Origin of the sequence: Streptomyces albospinus (genome assembly GCF_014648695.1) — a bacterium.
Taxonomy (GTDB): Bacteria; Actinomycetota; Actinomycetes; order Streptomycetales; family Streptomycetaceae; genus Streptomyces; species Streptomyces albospinus.
Genome location: NZ_BMRP01000015.1, coordinates 58,702 through 74,596, shown reverse-complemented (window position 1 = coordinate 74,596; position 15,895 = coordinate 58,702). Strand labels below are relative to the sequence as shown.

The window sequence follows — 15,895 nt, the reverse complement described above, 5'->3', positions numbered from 1 at the left end:
TCGCCCTCGCGCCCTGCGCCTGACCCGGCAGTCCGGGGAGGTCGCCTGGGACCCGGGCCGTACGGTGGACCAATGCCTGATTCGACACCCCCCACCTCCACGGCTTCTGCTGCCTGCACCGAGTCCATGGCCCCGTCCGGCGTGCTCGACGCGGACGCCGCCCCCGCGCCCTCCTCCCGGGGCCGCCGCCCCGTGGCGGCGGCCTTCCGCGCGCTCGCGGCCCTCACGGCGGTCACCGGCATCGTCCTGGACACGATCGCCTCGCACGACCCGGGCCGGCTCTTCAGCTACTTCACGATCCAGTCCAACATCCTGCTGGCCGTCATCTTCGCCTGGTCCGCCCACCGCGCCTGGACCGGGCGGACGGCCCTCTCCCCGCGGATCACCGGCGCAGCGCTGCTCTACATCTGCATCACAGGGCTCGTCTTCCACTTCGTACTGTCGAACGACTCCAGTGGCTTCTCCATGACCAGCCACCGAACCCCTCTCGAAACGGCCGCCAGCCAACTCCTCCACACCGCGACCCCCCTCGCCGCCGTTCTCGACTGGGTCGTCTTCACCACTCCCGGCGCCTTCCTGCTCCGCTACGCCTGGCAGTGGCTCGCCTACCCCCTCTCGTACCTTCCCTTCGCCCTCATCCGCGGCGCCCTCCTCGCCCCGGGCACCAACGGCCGCTACCCCTACCCCTTCCTCGACGTCGACCTCCACGGCTATGCCGGCATCGGCACCAACACCGTCGTCTTCGGCCTGGCCTTCTACGTTCTGGCCCTCGCCCTCGTCCTCCTCGACCGCATACGCCCCCACCTTCGCGGCCCTCGGAGCCGGATTTCTGGAGCGCCTTGAGGTCCGGAGCGCCGGCTGGAGAAGACCGCCGCCCGAGAGGGCTCTCGCGGGGGATGCGGCACGTCAGTCTTCGTCCGACGCGTACAGAGCCTCGGTGATCAGGCGGGTGGCGAAGTCGGGTCGTCGGTGAGGCGGTTGATGTGCTCCGCGAGCAGGGAGGCGGTGGGTCCCGTGAGCCAGCCGGTGGTGGAACGGCGGCAGTTGGGGCCCTCGATCCTTACCGGCCGAGCCCTGGGTGAGCCCGCCCTGTAGCCCCGCCGCCGCGTTCTCCTGACTCAAGGCCGGGTGCTCCCGGACACGGGCGTCCGCCGAGGCCGGTCGAACAACGTGGCAGGCTCACCCAGCTACCGCTTCGTGCTTGCCACCCACGCGCATGCTGGGATGCACTTCGCGCTCGATGCGCGGCATGATCTCCGGGATGTAGATCTCCTGGATGGCGTCACCGGCATCGTGAGCCTCCCAGTGGGCGCGGCTGGCCCAGTGCTCGACCAGGACGAAGCGGCCGGGGTCCTGGTGTGACTGGTACGCCTCCCAGCTGACGCACCCGTCTTCTGCCAGACACAAGGGGCGCATCCGAGACAGAGCGTCGGCAACTGGGGCGACGTCGGTGTTCTCGGAGACCCGGATGATGACGATGAGGTCGAACAACTTGCTCCTCAGGGTGGGTTGAGCCTCCGCCGGTGGCGCGGAGGGCCGGACGACCAGTCAGCGTAAACGATCTTTCATCGCTCGCTCCGACCCGCGGTTTCACGAAATCGCGGTCAGAGCCGCTGCCAAAGGTTCTCCACAGGGCACGTGCTGCCGGCGCCGAGGTATCCGCGCGGCGCCGCAGAGCGGGTTTCCGACCCCGACAGCATCTTGAGGCCACCGTCGACAACGCCGCGAGCCGTCCGTGGTCACTCCCGGGCCGCGGTGCCGGCGGCCGGTGCCGGCGTGCCGTCGGCCGCGGCGGCGGACGTGGTGGAAGTGGCGTACTGCGCCTCCCCGTTGCCGAGCGACCAGTCGATCGACGTGTTCTCGGTGAGGGTGATGAACACGTTGCGGGGCGCGGTGCCCGCGTAGGCGTGGGCCAGGTCGGCGATCCGCCGGTACAGCGCCTGCTTCTGTGCGGGCGTCCGGCCGGAGCGCAGGGTGATCGCGACGTACACGATGTCGTCGTCGCGGTCGATGCCGAAGTAACCGCCGTAGTGCAGTGTGCTGTTGGTGCCGTCGTGGCCGACCAGGATCTGGAAGTGGTCGTCGGGCGGGATGCCGATCGTCTCGATCAGCGCGTCGTGCACGGCGCGGCCGAGTGCGGTGAGCCGTTCGCTGTCGGCGCGCAGTGCGTCGATGCGGACAAGTGGCATGGCGGTGGCTTCCTTTCGGGTGGTACGGAGTTCCGCGGATCGGGGGCTCGTGCCGACGCAGCCGCGCTCCCACAGCGGCTCGTGGGTGCTCTGAACGAGCTGCTCCCTCGCGTCCGCCTGAAGAGATCGTACATACTAGTAGGTACAGGCGAGGGGGTGAGGATGAGGGGGGAGGACGCTGTCCCCCTTGGCTCCCTGCCGCCACTCTCGTGATGTGCCGACGATCTGTAACAGTCCAGCCTCAAGGCGCACACTGATGGTGCCTCGGAGTCCGCTTGTGGTGCACTTGAGAATCGTGGGTTCGTCTCCTGCACGGGGGAGTGATGACGCCTTCTGCCTCTTCTGCTTCGTGTCCTCAGTGCGGCTGGGGATCGCCTCCGGGCGCAACGGTCTGCGCCAAGTGCGGCGGGGCCCTGGCGGCCGGCGGGAGCTCCGCGGCGCGGTCGCCGTCAGCCGGCGCATCACCGCCTCCGCCGAACCTGTCCAAGGGGTCCACCTTCGCGCCCGCCACCGGTAGCCGTTCCGCTGCCGGGTCGGCCGCGGGATCGACCTTCGCGCCTGCCGGGGGCGGTGGTTACGCCGCCGCCGTGCCGTCCACCGGGTCCACGTTCGCGCCCGCCACGGGCAGCCGTGCCGCCAACGCACCGCGCTGGGGCGGCGGTCGGGATCTGACCCGGTATCTGTGCGCTGCCGCGTATCTCCATCGCGACTACGCCAGGTCGCTCATCAGGGAGATCGCCGCCGAGCCCCATCTGGGTGTGGCGACGGCCCCGGCATGCGACGTGCCCGTGGTGCTCCAGCACGCCTACCGGGCCAACGCCCGCCGCCACAGCCGGGATCTGCTGCTCGCCGCCCTGTTCGTGCTGGCCTTCGTGTTCACCTTCTGGGCCGGACGTCCCGACGCCACCCTGCTGATGCTGCTCTTCGCCTGGGTGACGGTGTTCTCCTTCGAGCTCTCGACGAAATACGGGCGCCATTTGCAGAGCCTCCGCCCGGATCGGTTCGACCCCGCGGCGGCGCCCCCGCCGCTCAATCCCGAGATCGCGGCGCGCCTGCGTCAGATCGACCTGTACGCCGGCGGGAACGTCACGGCGTACAGCGGCTATTCACCGTTCATCGGGTACGGGAACGAACTCGAATCGTGGTCCCTGGCGTTCGACGTCACCACCGCGAGCGGGGCGGGAGTGACGGCGCGGGACTTCGACGTGACGGACCTCTATGCCCATATCGCCCAGCGCGTCGGGGCGTTGTCCCTGCCCTGTCTGGAAATCGAGGAGCGGCTCTTCGTCGACGGTGCGACCCTCCTGGGCGACAAGCGTTTCCTGCCGACCTCGCTCGGGCGGCCCGTCGCCTCGATTTCGCCGGACCGGATGGACGAGCTGAAGCGGGCGCCCGAGGAAGGAGCCCGCCCCTACCTGGTGGTGCATTCCACCGGCTGGGGCGGCGAGTTGGTCACCTCGCTCTTTCTGCGCTTCTTCCGTTCGGACTCCAATCTCTATGTGGAAGCCGTTCAGACGGTGCTGTGCCCGCTGCTCGACCGCTACCGGGTCATCGACACCCTCATGCCCAGCCCGCCGGTACGTGACGTCCTCGAACTGCTCGCGCAGACGATGGTCAGTACCCCGTTCGTGCTGCTGGCCTCGCCCGTGCGCGCGGTAGCGGGATTTTCCCCCGATTACTGGCTGTCCTGGCGGCTGCGGCGGCAGTACAAACTCATCACCAGTCTCCAGAGGTTCGACTACGGGGCGCGGCAGAGTGTGCGGCAGCGGGCAGCGGACAGCAAGCACCACCGCTATTTCCAGAAGGCCGACTGCGGCATGGTGCTGAAGACGGTCGAAAAGCGGGTCCTGGACGCCCTCGTGGAATTCGCCCAGGCGCGCGGCATCGACGTGAGCGAACTGGTGCAGCGTCAGGAAATCATCATCAACAACGGCATCATCGCGACCCAGGGCGCAAAGGTGGAATCCAGCTCGGTCGCGACCGGCGAGAAGTCCCGGATCTCGATGAGCATTCTGAGCAAGATCCCCCTGGTGAGGCTGGACTGACAACGGAAGAGGATGAGGCAGGGCAATGCGGAGAAACGACGGGATCATGGCGACCGGCGGCTCGAACGTCGTCGGCAACGCCGTCGCCAGCGGCAAGAACGCACAGGCCGAGGTGCACAACAGCGGGCTGTCCCAGGGGGATGGCGGGCGGCAGCCGTCGCCTCAGGAGATCGGCGAGCTGCTGTCCCGGCTGATCGACGAGCTCGGCCGGTCCGGTCACCCCGACCGCGGCGAGCTGATCGAGGCCGCGGAGGACGCGCGCGAGGAGGTCACGGCGGAGGCGCCGCGCAAGGGCAAGCTGAAGCTGTTCGCCAAGGGACTCGTGGAGGCGGTACCGGGATTCACTGCGCTGGCCTCCCTGGCGGTGACGATCGAAGAGGCGATCCGCGGGCTGTAGGCGGCACGAGGCGCGGGCCGGGATCCGAGGGCACGAAGGCTCGGGGAGGCCGAAGCCACCGGGACACCGAAGCCGTCGGGACGCCAGGGGCAGCGGAACACCAGGGACGCGGGGATGTGAGGGACGCCGGAACACCAGGACGCCGGGGGAGATGACCATGCCATCCTGCATGCGCTGCGGCGCGGACCTCAACGGCACCGCCGCGACCTTCTGCCCGCACTGCGGGATGCCGCGCCAGGACGCCGCGCAGTACGGCACCGGTCGGCCTCGTCCGGCATCCGACGACGACTACGTCCGCGTCGGGCCCACCCTCCTCCCGCGCTGGTTGCTGTGGCTGCTGGCGGCCGTGCTCGCGGGGGGCGGGGTGGCGACCTACATGCTGCTCCACGCGGCCCCGGAAGCATCGCCCCGGACGGTCGACGTCACCCCGTGGACCACCCCGCCCCCGGACCCCGGCACCGACCCCGCGACGCCCGGCTACAGCGATACCCCCACCGTTCCGTACACCTCACCGGACGCCCCCTCACCGGACGCGTCACCGACTCCCGACGACGCCGGCGCGGTGGTGGAGCAGTTCTACCGGGACATCAACAACAAGGAGTTCGGGGCGGCCTGGGAACTCGGTGGCAAGAACATCGGCGGCGCCTCGTACACGGACTGGGTGGCCGGGTACGACACGACGGCGAACATCGACGTCAGCGCGGTGAACGCCGAGGGCGTCGGAGAGGTCACCGCCGTGATCGACGCGACCCAGACGGACGGGTCGACGAAGGTGTTCCGCGGCACCTACACGGTGTCCGGCGGCGAGATCGTCAGTGCGGACATCACCGAGCGGTGACCGCCCGCCGCCGGCCGCTCGCGCACCCCGCATGCGGACGGGGCTTCCGGAACGACAGCCTCCGCCCGCGCTCCGGGCGTCAGAAGCGCACCGAGCCGTCCCGGGTGACCGTCGGGACGGCGAGTACGGCATCGAACGCCGTGGGAATCGGCGTCGTCACGCTGACACTCTGTGTCCGGATGCGGTTCAGGTGCGGCCTGCCCTGACCATCCCGCGGTGAGGCGCGCAGATCGGTCAGGGTGATCTGGTCGGCGAGCCCCGCCTCGGCGAGGGCGGCCTCGACACTGCCGGACTCGGCAGGTTCCAGAGGGGCGTCGCCGAGGGTGAAGCCGACCCTGCTCGCTTCGTCGGGATACATCTCGGGCACATGGTCCGCGGTGTGGGTCACGGCCAGCGTGCGGTAGTCCTGGCCGAACACCCGCTCCAGATGGTGGCCCATGGGCAGCACGGTGAGGGAACCGCCGAACTCCAGCGGCGACTTCTGGATGTGGTTGTTGTGCGCCGCGAGGACGATCCTCGCCCCCGGTTCCGCGCGCTCCAGGTGCCAGCGCACCGACTCGGCCATGTACACCTCGCGCACCGACAGGTCCGCGTCCATGCCCTGGCCGCAGAGCATCGCGTTCATCGCCCGGTACATGTAGTCGGTGTGGCATGCCGCTTCCACCCGGCGGCGGGCGATGTCGTAGCGGCGCCGGCTGCTGCGTGCCACGTGGAGCGGTTCGACGGCGCGCATGCGCAGCAGCAGCCGGGCCAGCGCGGTGGTCAGCGCGTTCTGGTCGGCGGGGTCGAGGCGGGCCCATGCCGGTCCCGCCGCGGCGCCCGATCCGAGGCCCTTGAGGAACCGGTCGCTGATCTCCAGGGCCGTTTCGAGGACCGGCAGGGCGTCCGGGTCGACCTCGCGCAGATACTCGGCAACGGGGTCCAGGGCGGGCCGCAGCGCACCGCCGGCTTCGGGCAGGTCGATTCCCGCGAAGCGCAGCGGATGGCCGCTGGTGAGGTTGTGGTGCCGCAGCCAGCCCATGAGGTCGGCGGCACCCCAGTCGGCGGCGGCCCGGCTGACCTGGGCGAGATCGGTGTCCGCCCCCTCGCCGTGCAGCCACCGGTCGAGCGCGAAGGCTTCGCTGAAGCCGAATTCGAAGGCGAAGACGGTGAACCCGAGCCGCTCGGCGAGGAAGCGCAGCACCCGCTGGCGGGCGCGGGAGAACTCCTTGACGAAGTGCGCGCTCTCGCCGACGGCGACGATACGGGCATCGCCGACGATCTCCCGGAGCGGCTCCAGGTCGTCGACGGGGCGGAGCGGATCGAGGGTGGTCAGGGTGGCGGCGTGCGCGCGGAACCAGTCGGCGAGTGCATCGTGGGGTTCCGGGGACGTCGAGGAAGCAGGCTGGTCGGACATGGAAGAGCTCATTCTCGTTTCTCCGCACGGAGGTTCAGGACGGCTGATCGTCCGCGGTGCGCGGACGCAGCAACGGGGCGGACGCGCAGGCGCAGCCGACACCGGGCTACCGAGCCGGCGGTGTGCTGCGTCTGCCGAAGAACCTCGTCAGAGGAAAAGGCTGCCTACTGCCATGGGCGAAACCTAGCACCGGGCTGCGCGCACACGCCGTCGAGTTTCCTGGCCGGCATGGCTGCCGCGCGCAACCGGGTGCCCGGCATGTGACGCGGTCTCAGGCGAAGCGGAGCACGGGTTTGATGACCTCGCCGGCGGAGGCGGCCTGTGCGGCGCTCTCGATCTCGGCGAAGGGGAACTCGGTGATGATGTCGTGGAGGGGGAGCTTGCCCTCGCGGTGGAGCGCGACGAGGTGCGGGATGAACTCGGCAGGCCGGGCGTCGCCTTCGATCACTCCGTGGATCTGGAGGCCCTTGGTCATCACGGTCATGATGTCGAACGTGGCCCGGCCCCCGATGCCGACCAGGGCCAGGGCGCCGCGCCGGCGCAGCGCGGTGATGGCCTGGGAGATCACCTCGGCCTGTCCGGTGGTGTCGACGGCGTAGTGGGGCCCGCCGTCGGAATGGTCCCGGACGGCCTCGGCAACATCGCCGGCGGCGGGGTCGACGGCCGCGCTGGCGCCGAATTCCAGGGCCTTGGCGCGGCGGGCCGGAAGCGGGTCGACGGCGATGACGGCACAGCCCTCGGCGACCGCGGCCATGACGGAGCTGAGGCCGACGCTGCCGGTGCCGAAGACCGCCACGGTCGATCCCTTGGGCGGACGCAGCACGTTGAGGACCGTACCGACACCGGTCTGGACGCCGCAGCCGAGCGGCGCGGCGATCGCGGGCGGCAGGTCGGCGGGGACCCTGACGACATTGCTCCGGTGCGCGATGGCGTGGCTGGCGAAGGCGGACTGGCCGAAGAAGTTGCCGTAGACGGTGTCGCCGTTGGCACGGGCGAGCGGAGAGGTGCCGTCCGGCCGCGCGCCACTGGCATTGAGGGCGAGGATGCCGGTCTCGCAGTAGGCCGGGTGGCGGGTGCTGCACTGCCCGCAGGTGCTGCAACTGCGGTAGCTCAGAGCGACGCTGTCGCCGGGGCGGACGGTGGTGACCTCGTCGCCCACGGCCTCGACGACGCCCGCGCCTTCGTGGCCGAAGACCATCGGGCTGCGCTCCGCGGGCCAGTTCTGCCGGGCGCTGAGGTCGGTGTGGCAGATGCCCGCCGCCGTCATTCTGACCAGGATCTCGTCCGGGCGCGGTTCGGCGATGACGAGGTCGTCGTGGACGGTGAACGGCCCGCCGGGGGACTCGACGAGAGCGGCCTGGATACGCATGGGTTCCTTGGGTGTGGGTCGCCGGGGTGGGGGAGCAGGAGCCGCGGTGCGGCCTGCGGATCGGCCTGCGGATCGGTGTGCGGAACTCGGTCAGTCGCGGTCGAGGAGGAAGTAGAAGTGCCGGCCGTCGTCGAGGACGTCCTTGCCGTTCATCACGCCCAGGAGCGTGGCGTCGTCGATGCGCTTGAAGTGGTCGATGACGGGCCGGCCGTCGTAGACCATCGAGGCGGTCGACTCCCCGCGGAATTCGACCATCCACAGGCTGGCCTCGCCGTTGCCCGCCGCGACGTCGGAGAACAGCTCCCCGTCCGGACCGCGGCAGATCAGCGGCTGGACGTCGGAAGGGGAACGGAAGTTCTTGCCATGCCAGTTGGCGGCCTCCAGCAGGCCCTCGACGCGGTGCCCGGTGACGAATGCGCTGCCCTTCCACGGGCCGAGGATGTCCTCGGGGCGCACCGGCTCCAGGGCCGCCCACAGGTCGTCCAGTTCATCGGTGGTCACCTTCCCGCCGGCTGCGCGGATGGCGGCGATACGGGCACGGGCCTGCTCGGCGTCCATGCGGCTCCCTTCCCTCTTCCTTCGGTGCGTGTGCGCTGGTTTTCGGTGGCTGACGTGAGCGTTGGCCGGGCGGTCCGGTGGTGCGTCACTGCCTGATTGCCCCAGTCGGTGACTCCGCGAGTCCATCACTCCGCGAGTCCATCACTCCGCGAGTCCATCACTCCACGAGTCCATCGCTCCGGGAGTCCGTCACTCCGTGGCTCCGGAGCTACCGGTGGTGGTTCATCGGGTGGCCACGGGCAGGCGCCGCAACGCGTGGGAGCGGAAGGACGCGCGCCATTCCAACTGGTCCTCGGGCACCGCCAGCCGCAACCGGGGAAACCGGTGCAGCAGGGTGGTGAGTGCGGTGCTGATCTCCAGCCGGACCAGCGGCGCGCCGAGGCAGTAGTGGATGCCGTGGCCGAGGGCCAGCTGTGCCGTGCCCTCCCGGTGGATGTCGAAGCGGTCCGGGTCGGGGTAGCGAGCGGGATCGCGGTGCGCGGACGCGAGGCACAGCAGCACGGTGTCGCCCGGCGGGATGCGGGTGCCGGCGATGTCGACGGGCTCGGTGGGGAAGCGGCGGATGGCCATCTGGTTGGGATGGGCGTAGCGCAGCAGCTCCTCGACGGCCTGCGGCATCAGCTCCGGTCGGGCCCGCAGCTCGTCCCGCTGTTCGGGGTGGCGGAGCAGGGTGAGCATGCCGCCGCTGATGACGTGCTGGGCGGACTCGCTGCCCGTCATGAGGATCAGGAAGGCGAGGGATACCAACTCGTTCTCGCTGAGGCGGTCTTCGTCGTCCCGGGCGGCGATCAGCGAGGACAGCATGTCGTCCGAGGGGTGGGCGCGGCGGGTGGCGATGAGGTCGACGAGGTAGCGGTGGATGTGGGCGATGGCGTCGGCGGTGTGGCCGGGGTAATCGGGTGCGAACATCGCGCCGACCCAGCCGGAGAACGTGCTGCGGTCGGCTTCGGGGACGGCCAGCAGGTCGCCGATGACGACCAGGGGGAGGGGGTTGGCGAACGCCTTGACGAGGTCGGCGTGTGCCAGCTCGGCGAGTTCGTCCGCGAGGCGGTGGGCGGCCGTGACGACGCGTGCCCGCAGGCGTTCGGTGTGCCGCGGCGTGAAGCCCTTGGAGACCAGTCGGCGCAGCCGTAAGTGATCGGCGGGGTCGATGTTGAGGAGGTTGGCATCCAGGGCGGGCGGCAGGGAGAAGCCCTGGTAGCCGTTGCGGGAGTGCGCCTTGTTCACCGACAGGCGTGCGTCGGTGAGTCCTGCGCGGACGTCTTCCTCGCGGGTGACGAGCCAGACCGGGGACCCGTCGGGCAGGGCGATGTGGTGGACCGGGCCTTCGCTGCGGAGGCGTGCGTAGGTGGGGTACGGGTCGTGGAAGGAGCTCTCGTCGAAGGGCCGGCTGAGGGCTGGGGTGGTGGTGTGCGGTGTCATCGGGTGCACCATCATGGCAGCCGGCGGCGCCCCGCAACACCCGGGTTTTCCCCGACCCGCGACCGGCACCCCCGCACCGCCATCCGGACCCGTCGGCCTCCCCGTGCAGCCCCGCGCCTTATTACCTGCGCGCCGATCGCGTACCTGAAGAAGGATGGCGGACATGGATCTGACGACGCTTGCGCACACCGAGCTCTCCACCCGACTCGCCGTCCTTCACGACGAGCACGGCCGTCTCAAGGACCGTGGCCTGTCCCTGAACCTGACCCGCGGCAAGCCCGCCGCCGAGCAACTGGAGCTGTCGCGGCCCCTGCTGAGCCTGCCGGGCCCGGACGGGCACACCGCACAGGACGGCACCGACGGCCGCAACTACGGCGGACTCCAGGGGCTGCCCGAACTCCGGGCGGCGTTCTCCGGCCCGTTGCAGGTGCCGGTGGACCAGCTGGTCGCCTTCGGCAACTCCAGCCTTGAGCTGATGTACGAATGCGTGGTGGATGCCGTCCTGTTCGGCCTGCCCGGTGCCCCGGCACCCTGGCCGCGGGAGGGGCGTACGGCCATGCTCTGCCCGGTGCCCGGCTACGACCGGCACTTCGCGCTGTGCGAGAAGCTCGGCATCGACATGATCCCGGTGCCGATGACCGCGGACGGCCCCGACATGGACGAGGTGGAACGGCTCGTCGCCGAGGAACGGGTCAAGGGCATCTGGTGCGTACCGAAGTACAGCAACCCGACCGGTGTCTGCTACGCACCCGAGACCGTACGGCGGCTGGCCGCCATGGAGACGGCCGCCCCGGACTTCCGGGTCTTCTGGGACAACGCCTACGCGGTGCACCACGTCGGCGAGGGCGCGCCGCTCGCCGACGTCCTGAGTCTGAGCGCGGAACACGGCCACCCGGACCGGGTGTTCGTCTTCGGCTCGACCTCGAAGATCACCATGGCCGGCAGTGGTGTGGCCTTCTTCGGATCCTCGCCCGCCAACGTCTCCTGGCTGCTCGGCCACTTCTCGAAGCGGACGATCGGCCCGGACAAGATCAACCAGCTGCGGCACGCCCGCTTCCTGCCCGACGCCGCGGCCGTACGGGCCCACATGGAGCGCCATGCCGAGCTGCTGCGGCCCAAGTTCGAACTGATCGACGCGGTCCTGGAGAAGCGGCTCGGGGACGCCGGGGTCGCGTCCTGGACCCGCCCGCAGGGAGGCTACTTCGTGAGCCTGGACGTCCTGGACGGTTGCGCGGCCCGCGTGGTGGAGCTGGCCGGTGACGCGGGGATCGCGCTCACGCCCGCCGGTGCCACCTTCCCGCACGGGAAGGACCCGCGGGACCGCAACATCCGCCTCGCCCCGAGCTACCCCGGCCTGGCGGAGGTCGGCGACGCGGTGGAGGGGCTCGCCCTGTGCGTGGAACTGGCCGCGGTGGAGCGGCTGTTGGAGGCCGGCCGGGCGGCGTGAGCGGTACGGCCGGGCCCTCGCCTGCCGTACTGGCAGGAGAGCGGCCCGGCCGGCGCTCTCACAGCAGCGAGATCACGGTGTCGGTGAAGGCGTCGGTGGTCGCGCTGCCTCCCAGGTCCGGGGTGCGGACGGGGGTGGTGGCCAGGGCCGCGGCGATGGCGTCGGTGATGCGGGTGGCGGCTGCGGCGTGGCCGAGGTGGTCGAGCATCATCGCGGCGGACCAGATCGCGCCGAGCGGGTTGGCTATGCCGCGGCCGGCGATGTCGGGGGCGGAGCCGTGGACCGGCTCGAACATGGAGGGGAAGACGCGTTCGGGGTTGAGGTTGGCGGCCGGGGCGATCCCGATGCTGCCGGCGACCGCGGCGGCCAGGTCGCTGAGGATGTCGCCGAAGAGGTTGGAGGCAACCACCACGTCGAAGCGGGCCGGGTCCAGTACGAACTTGGCGGCGAGGGCGTCGATGTGCTCCTGGTGCCACGCCACCTGCGGGTGTCCGGCGGCGTGTTCGGCGACGATCTCGTCCCAGAACGGCATGGTGTGGATGATGCCGTTGGATTTGGTCGCGGAGGTGAGCGTGCCGCCGCGCCGGCCGGCGAGGGTGAAGGCGTAGTCCACGATCCGGCTGACCCCGGTGCGGGTGAAGACGGCTTCCTGGACGGCCAGTTCGCCGGGGAGGCCGCGGTTGAGGCGTCCGCCGATCTCGCCGTATTCGCCCTCGACGTTCTCGCGGACGACGACGAAGTCGACGGCGCCCGGCTCGGCGCCCCGGACCGGGCTGGGCACCCCTTCGAAGACCCGCACCGGGCGCAGGTTGACGTACTGCTGGAAGCCGCGGCGGATCGGGATCAGCAGCCCCCACAGCGACACATGGTCGGGGACCTCGGGGGAGCCGACGGCGCCGAGCAGGATCGCGTCGTATCCGCGCAGCGTCTCCAGGCCGTCCTCGGGCATCATCGCGCCGTCGCGGAGGTAGCGGGCGCAGGACCAGTCGAAGGTGTCGTAGGTGAGGGAGAGGCGGTGCCGGACGGCGACGGCGTCCAGCACCCGGCGGGCGGCGGGGATCACCTCGGTGCCGATGCCGTCGCCGGGGATCAGCGCGATGCGGTGGTCGGGTGTGCCGTGGCCGGCCGTGCGGTGATCGCGGGATTCCTTGGTCATGGGGTGATTGCAGCAATCCGCGGCCGGCGGCGTCCAAGTCTCTCTGACCATCGGTCTTATAGGGACTGCCTATCCGAGGGGCCGGTGCCCTACGGGGCGGCGCCGTCCGCGGGTGCGGCGTTCTCCAGGAAGGCGCGTGCGGCGGGGGTCAGCGCGGTGCGGCGGCTGATGAGGCAGACGTCCAGGCCGGTGGCGGGTTCCAGGGCCAGCACCGAGAGCCCCGTCCGCTCGGCGAGGGGGCGCCAGGCGTCGGTCACCACGGCCAGGCCGACCCCGGCCAGGACCAGCGGCAGGATCGCCACCCGGTGCTCGACCTCCACCACCGTCGTCAGATCGACGCCCCGGGCGCGCAGCTCGTCCACGTACCCGCGCATACCGGTGCCCGGCTGCCCCACGATCAGCCGCGCTCCGGCCAGCTGCTCCCGGTGGACGGCGGCACCCGGCGGGAAGGGCCCGTCGGGCGGGCAGAGCAGCACGAACCGCTGCCGCGCCAGGGGATGGATCTCCACGTCCCGCAGCGGCAGGTCCCGGGGCCCGGCCAGCAGCCCGAGCTCGGACACTCCGGTACGCACCATCTGTGCGGCGTCCTGGGCGGTGAACGCGGCTCGCACCGCGACGGAGACCTGGGGGTGCGCCGTGGCGAAGCGCCGGATCATCCCGGTCAGCGGCTCGATCGCCTGGGAGGGCATCGCGGCGATGTCGATCCGCCCGCCGCGCAGGCCGTGCACCGCCTCGACGCTCGCGCGCGCCAGTTTCAGACCGCGCACCGCGGTCCGGGCGGGCTCGATCAGCGCGGTGCCGGCCTCGGTGAGCACGGCCCGGCGGCCGATGCGGTGGAACAGCTCGCTGCCCAGGTCCCGTTCCAGCGTGCGGATGGCCTGCGACAGCGAAGGCTGAGACAGGTACAGCGCGGCGGCGGCCCGGTTGAACCCGCCGTGGTCCACCACCGCCAGGAAGTATTCGAGCTGCCGGACGTCCATGATGCGTCCCACCGTACGTGGCGGTCCACCGGTGATAGGCCGCGCCTATCTGCGTTGTCGGCAATCGGTCTTGGACGGGCCTGCCCGGCGGTGCTGGGATCGGGCCATGACCGCTCTGCTGCCCGACTCCTTCACCCGCCGCACGGTCGACGCCGACGGCGTACGGATCGCGGTGCGGACCGCCGGCGAAGGGCCACCGCTCCTCCTCCTGCACGGCTATCCGCAGACCCATCTGATCTGGCACCACCTCGCCCCGCGGCTCGCGGCCACCCACACCGTGGTCCTCACCGATCTGCGCGGCTACGGCGACAGCGACAAACCGCCCTCCGACGCCCGCCATCTGCCCTACGCCAAGCGCGAGATGGCGCGCGACCAGCTCCTGGTGATGCGCGCGCTGGGCTTCGAGCGCTTCGCCGTCGCCGGACACGACCGCGGTGGCCGCGTCGCCCACCGCCTCACCCTCGACCACCCCGACGCCGTCCGTGCCCTGGCGGTCCTGGACATCGTCCCGACGCGCCACGCCTACGAGCACGCCGACGCCGACTTCGCGCACGGCTACTACCACTGGTTCTTCCTCACCGCCGGCCACGGCATCCCCGAGCGGCTCATCGGCAACGACCCGGAATTCTGGATCCGGTCCCGCATGGGCGCCCGTCACCACGGCGGCACCCCGTACTCCGAGGCCGCCCTGCGGGAATACGTGCGCTGCTTCTCCGACCCCGCGGCCATCCACGCCTCCTGCGAGGACTACCGGGCTGCCGCGTCCATCGACCTGGTCCACGACGACGCGGACTTCACCGCAGGCCGGAAGGTGGCGGCACCCCTGCTGGCACTGTGGGGAGAGCACAGCTTCGTCGGCCGCCACTACGACGTCCTCGGGGTCTGGCGTGGCTACGCGCACGACGTACGCGGTGAGGCCCTGCCCTGCGACCACTACGTCCCGGAGGAAGCACCGGACCGCACCGCCGCACTGCTGGGAGAGTTCTTCCGCGGCACCGGTTGACGCTTCGGGAGTCGGGGACCGAGCCGGTTGGCATTCCCCTGACAAGAAGCGCGAAAGCGCCGTCGACCGCGCCGTTGCGATCCCTTACGGTACGCAGTACCCGCTGGACTGACGTACCGGAGACACCATGGCAACGCACACTCTGCTGATGACCGGGGCGAGTCGGGGACTGGGCAGAACGGCGGCGGAGCATCTGCTGCGGGAGAACCCGGACCTCCATCTACTGGTGACGGCCCGGGGGACCAGCGGCAACCGGCTCGCCGCCGAACTCGCCGAGGCAACGGGAAATCCCCACGTGTCCGCGGTCTGCTGCGATCTGGCGGCGCGGGAATGCATCCGGGCCGCCGCCGACGAGGTCGGTGGCCGCCTGGCCGCCGGGGACCTGCCGCCGCTGCGCGGTTTCGTGGGGAACGCCGGACTCCAGTTGACCACCCGGACCCGCACCGACGCCGACGGCGTCGAGCTGACCTTCGCGGTCAACGTCCTCGCCAACTGGCTCCTCATCCGCCTGCTGTGGGAGCAGTTCACCGCGCCGAGTCGCATCGTCATGGTCGGCAGCGACACGCACTTCGGAGACCTCCGCCACAACATGGGCATGGTCCCCGCACCCCGCTGGGAAAGCGTCCAGGCCCTGGCCGCGCCCCACGAGGGGAAGCGAGCGCACACCGCCGCCGAGGGCCGCACGGCCTACTCCACCAGCAAGCTCGCCGTCCTCTACCTCGTACACGCGCTGGCCCGCCGACTGCCCGAAGGCATCGACGTCTACACGTTCAACCCCGGCTATGTCCCCGGCACCGGCCTGGTCCGCGACGCCGGCCCCGCGGTCCAGTTGCTCTCCCGCACCGTCCTGCAAGCGCTGGCCGCCACCCCGCTCGCCCTGAGCCCCGACGAAGCCGGCCGGCTCCTCGCGGCGGCTGCGGCCGGACCCCGTCCGGGGCCCACCGGCGCCTACATCGACCGCCATGCCGTGGACCGGTCCTCGGCCGAGTCCTACGACGAGGCCCGCGAGGAAGAACTCTGGCGCACGGCAGCCGAGTTGTGCGGCGTGTCCGTGGGGCCCGACACCCTCCGGTAGGCCCGGGAGCGGGCCGGTGA

General features: G+C 70.9%; 15 protein-coding genes. 7 read left to right on the top strand and 8 right to left on the bottom strand.

Features of this window, described 5'->3' with window-relative positions; genetic code table 11:
- Positions 1 to 72: 72 nt before the first annotated feature.
- Positions 73 to 843 (top strand): Pr6Pr family membrane protein, encoded by a 771-nt coding sequence (locus IEZ17_RS21205; protein ID WP_189302471.1) that lies wholly within the window; start codon positions 73 to 75, stop codon positions 841 to 843.
- Between the two features lie 336 nt (positions 844 to 1,179).
- Here the strand turns inward: IEZ17_RS21205 and IEZ17_RS21200 are convergent, their stop codons facing one another.
- Both IEZ17_RS21200 and IEZ17_RS21195 read right to left on the bottom strand, forming a co-directional pair.
- A complete protein-coding gene (locus tag IEZ17_RS21200) occupies positions 1,180 to 1,491 on the bottom strand; it encodes a putative quinol monooxygenase (RefSeq protein WP_189302469.1) in 312 nt (103 codons plus the stop codon).
- Positions 1,492 to 1,739: 248 nt separating this feature from the next.
- A complete protein-coding gene (locus IEZ17_RS21195; protein WP_189302467.1) occupies positions 1,740 to 2,189 on the bottom strand; it encodes a tautomerase family protein in 450 nt (149 codons plus the stop codon).
- A gap of 587 nt (positions 2,190 to 2,776) precedes the next feature.
- Here IEZ17_RS21195 and IEZ17_RS21190 point away from each other — a divergent pair.
- The 3 genes from IEZ17_RS21190 to IEZ17_RS21180 all read left to right on the top strand — a co-directional run bounded on the left by IEZ17_RS21190 (position 2,777) and on the right by IEZ17_RS21180 (position 5,469).
- Positions 2,777 to 4,234, top strand: coding sequence for an AbeC-like domain-containing protein (locus tag IEZ17_RS21190; RefSeq protein WP_229852467.1), 1,458 nt, complete (start codon positions 2,777 to 2,779; stop codon positions 4,232 to 4,234).
- 25 nt (positions 4,235 to 4,259) lie between these two features.
- A complete protein-coding gene (locus tag IEZ17_RS21185) occupies positions 4,260 to 4,631 on the top strand; it encodes a hypothetical protein (RefSeq protein WP_189302465.1) in 372 nt (123 codons plus the stop codon).
- Between the two features lie 151 nt (positions 4,632 to 4,782).
- Positions 4,783 to 5,469 carry a TFIIB-type zinc ribbon-containing protein gene (locus IEZ17_RS21180; protein WP_229852466.1) on the top strand — a complete coding sequence of 229 codons (687 nt, stop codon included), beginning with the start codon at positions 4,783 to 4,785 and terminating at the stop codon, positions 5,467 to 5,469.
- A 79-nt stretch (positions 5,470 to 5,548) separates the two neighbouring features.
- On the opposite strand, the gene IEZ17_RS21175 is transcribed toward IEZ17_RS21180, so the two are convergent.
- The 4 genes from IEZ17_RS21175 to IEZ17_RS21160 all read right to left on the bottom strand — a co-directional run bounded on the left by IEZ17_RS21175 (position 5,549) and on the right by IEZ17_RS21160 (position 10,214).
- A complete protein-coding gene (locus IEZ17_RS21175) occupies positions 5,549 to 6,865 on the bottom strand; it encodes an erythromycin esterase family protein (protein ID WP_189302464.1) in 1,317 nt (438 codons plus the stop codon).
- A gap of 271 nt (positions 6,866 to 7,136) precedes the next feature.
- Positions 7,137 to 8,234: an NAD(P)-dependent alcohol dehydrogenase gene (locus tag IEZ17_RS21170; RefSeq protein WP_189302462.1), complete on the bottom strand. Its 1,098-nt coding sequence runs from the start codon at positions 8,232 to 8,234 to the stop codon at positions 7,137 to 7,139.
- 90 nt (positions 8,235 to 8,324) lie between these two features.
- Positions 8,325 to 8,792 carry a DUF4334 domain-containing protein gene (locus IEZ17_RS21165; protein ID WP_189302460.1) on the bottom strand — a complete coding sequence of 156 codons (468 nt, stop codon included), beginning with the start codon at positions 8,790 to 8,792 and terminating at the stop codon, positions 8,325 to 8,327.
- 222 nt (positions 8,793 to 9,014) lie between these two features.
- A complete protein-coding gene (locus IEZ17_RS21160) occupies positions 9,015 to 10,214 on the bottom strand; it encodes a cytochrome P450 family protein (RefSeq protein ID WP_189302458.1) in 1,200 nt (399 codons plus the stop codon).
- A 163-nt stretch (positions 10,215 to 10,377) separates the two neighbouring features.
- Here IEZ17_RS21160 and IEZ17_RS21155 point away from each other — a divergent pair, with 163 nt between their 5' ends.
- Entirely contained in the window at positions 10,378 to 11,661 is a 1,284-nt protein-coding gene (locus IEZ17_RS21155) for an aspartate aminotransferase type Ic (protein ID WP_189302456.1), read from the top strand.
- A gap of 58 nt (positions 11,662 to 11,719) precedes the next feature.
- Here IEZ17_RS21155 and IEZ17_RS21150 read toward each other — a convergent pair whose 3' ends face one another.
- Together IEZ17_RS21150 and IEZ17_RS21145 are read right to left on the bottom strand one after the other, a co-directional pair.
- Positions 11,720 to 12,817 carry a tartrate dehydrogenase gene (locus tag IEZ17_RS21150; RefSeq protein ID WP_189302454.1) on the bottom strand — a complete coding sequence of 366 codons (1,098 nt, stop codon included), beginning with the start codon at positions 12,815 to 12,817 and terminating at the stop codon, positions 11,720 to 11,722.
- 89 nt (positions 12,818 to 12,906) lie between these two features.
- The gene (locus IEZ17_RS21145) at positions 12,907 to 13,797 is read right to left on the bottom strand and encodes a LysR family transcriptional regulator (protein ID WP_189302452.1); all 891 of its coding nucleotides are present in this window, start codon (positions 13,795 to 13,797) and stop codon (positions 12,907 to 12,909) included.
- A 106-nt stretch (positions 13,798 to 13,903) separates the two neighbouring features.
- On the opposite strand from IEZ17_RS21145, the gene IEZ17_RS21140 reads away from it, so the two are divergent.
- Together IEZ17_RS21140 and IEZ17_RS21135 are read left to right on the top strand one after the other, a co-directional pair.
- Complete coding sequence (locus tag IEZ17_RS21140; protein ID WP_189302450.1) at positions 13,904 to 14,800, top strand: alpha/beta fold hydrolase; 897 nt, start codon at positions 13,904 to 13,906, stop codon at positions 14,798 to 14,800.
- Positions 14,801 to 14,927: 127 nt separating this feature from the next.
- Positions 14,928 to 15,875, top strand: a complete 948-nt coding sequence (locus IEZ17_RS21135) for an SDR family NAD(P)-dependent oxidoreductase (RefSeq protein WP_189302448.1) — start codon at positions 14,928 to 14,930, stop codon at positions 15,873 to 15,875.
- Positions 15,876 to 15,895 lie beyond the last annotated feature (20 nt).

What these genes read in the sequence shown, in the direction of transcription:
- IEZ17_RS21180 (WP_229852466.1), top strand. Translation starts at nt 4,783, where the DNA reads ATGACCATGCCATCCTGCATGCGCTGCGGCGCGGACCTCAACGGCACC.
- IEZ17_RS21175 (WP_189302464.1), bottom strand. Translation starts at nt 6,865, where the DNA reads ATGTCCGACCAGCCTGCTTCCTCGACGTCCCCGGAACCCCACGATGCA.
- IEZ17_RS21140 (WP_189302450.1), top strand. Translation starts at nt 13,904, where the DNA reads ATGACCGCTCTGCTGCCCGACTCCTTCACCCGCCGCACGGTCGACGCC.
- IEZ17_RS21205 (WP_189302471.1), top strand. Translation starts at nt 73, where the DNA reads ATGCCTGATTCGACACCCCCCACCTCCACGGCTTCTGCTGCCTGCACC.
- IEZ17_RS21170 (WP_189302462.1), bottom strand. Translation starts at nt 8,234, where the DNA reads ATGCGTATCCAGGCCGCTCTCGTCGAGTCCCCCGGCGGGCCGTTCACC.
- IEZ17_RS21195 (WP_189302467.1), bottom strand. Translation starts at nt 2,189, where the DNA reads ATGCCACTTGTCCGCATCGACGCACTGCGCGCCGACAGCGAACGGCTC.
- IEZ17_RS21155 (WP_189302456.1), top strand. Translation starts at nt 10,378, where the DNA reads ATGGATCTGACGACGCTTGCGCACACCGAGCTCTCCACCCGACTCGCC.
- IEZ17_RS21145 (WP_189302452.1), bottom strand. Translation starts at nt 13,797, where the DNA reads ATGGACGTCCGGCAGCTCGAATACTTCCTGGCGGTGGTGGACCACGGC.
- IEZ17_RS21165 (WP_189302460.1), bottom strand. Translation starts at nt 8,792, where the DNA reads ATGGACGCCGAGCAGGCCCGTGCCCGTATCGCCGCCATCCGCGCAGCC.
- IEZ17_RS21150 (WP_189302454.1), bottom strand. Translation starts at nt 12,817, where the DNA reads ATGACCAAGGAATCCCGCGATCACCGCACGGCCGGCCACGGCACACCC.
- IEZ17_RS21160 (WP_189302458.1), bottom strand. Translation starts at nt 10,214, where the DNA reads ATGACACCGCACACCACCACCCCAGCCCTCAGCCGGCCCTTCGACGAG.
- IEZ17_RS21185 (WP_189302465.1), top strand. Translation starts at nt 4,260, where the DNA reads ATGCGGAGAAACGACGGGATCATGGCGACCGGCGGCTCGAACGTCGTC.
- IEZ17_RS21135 (WP_189302448.1), top strand. Translation starts at nt 14,928, where the DNA reads ATGGCAACGCACACTCTGCTGATGACCGGGGCGAGTCGGGGACTGGGC.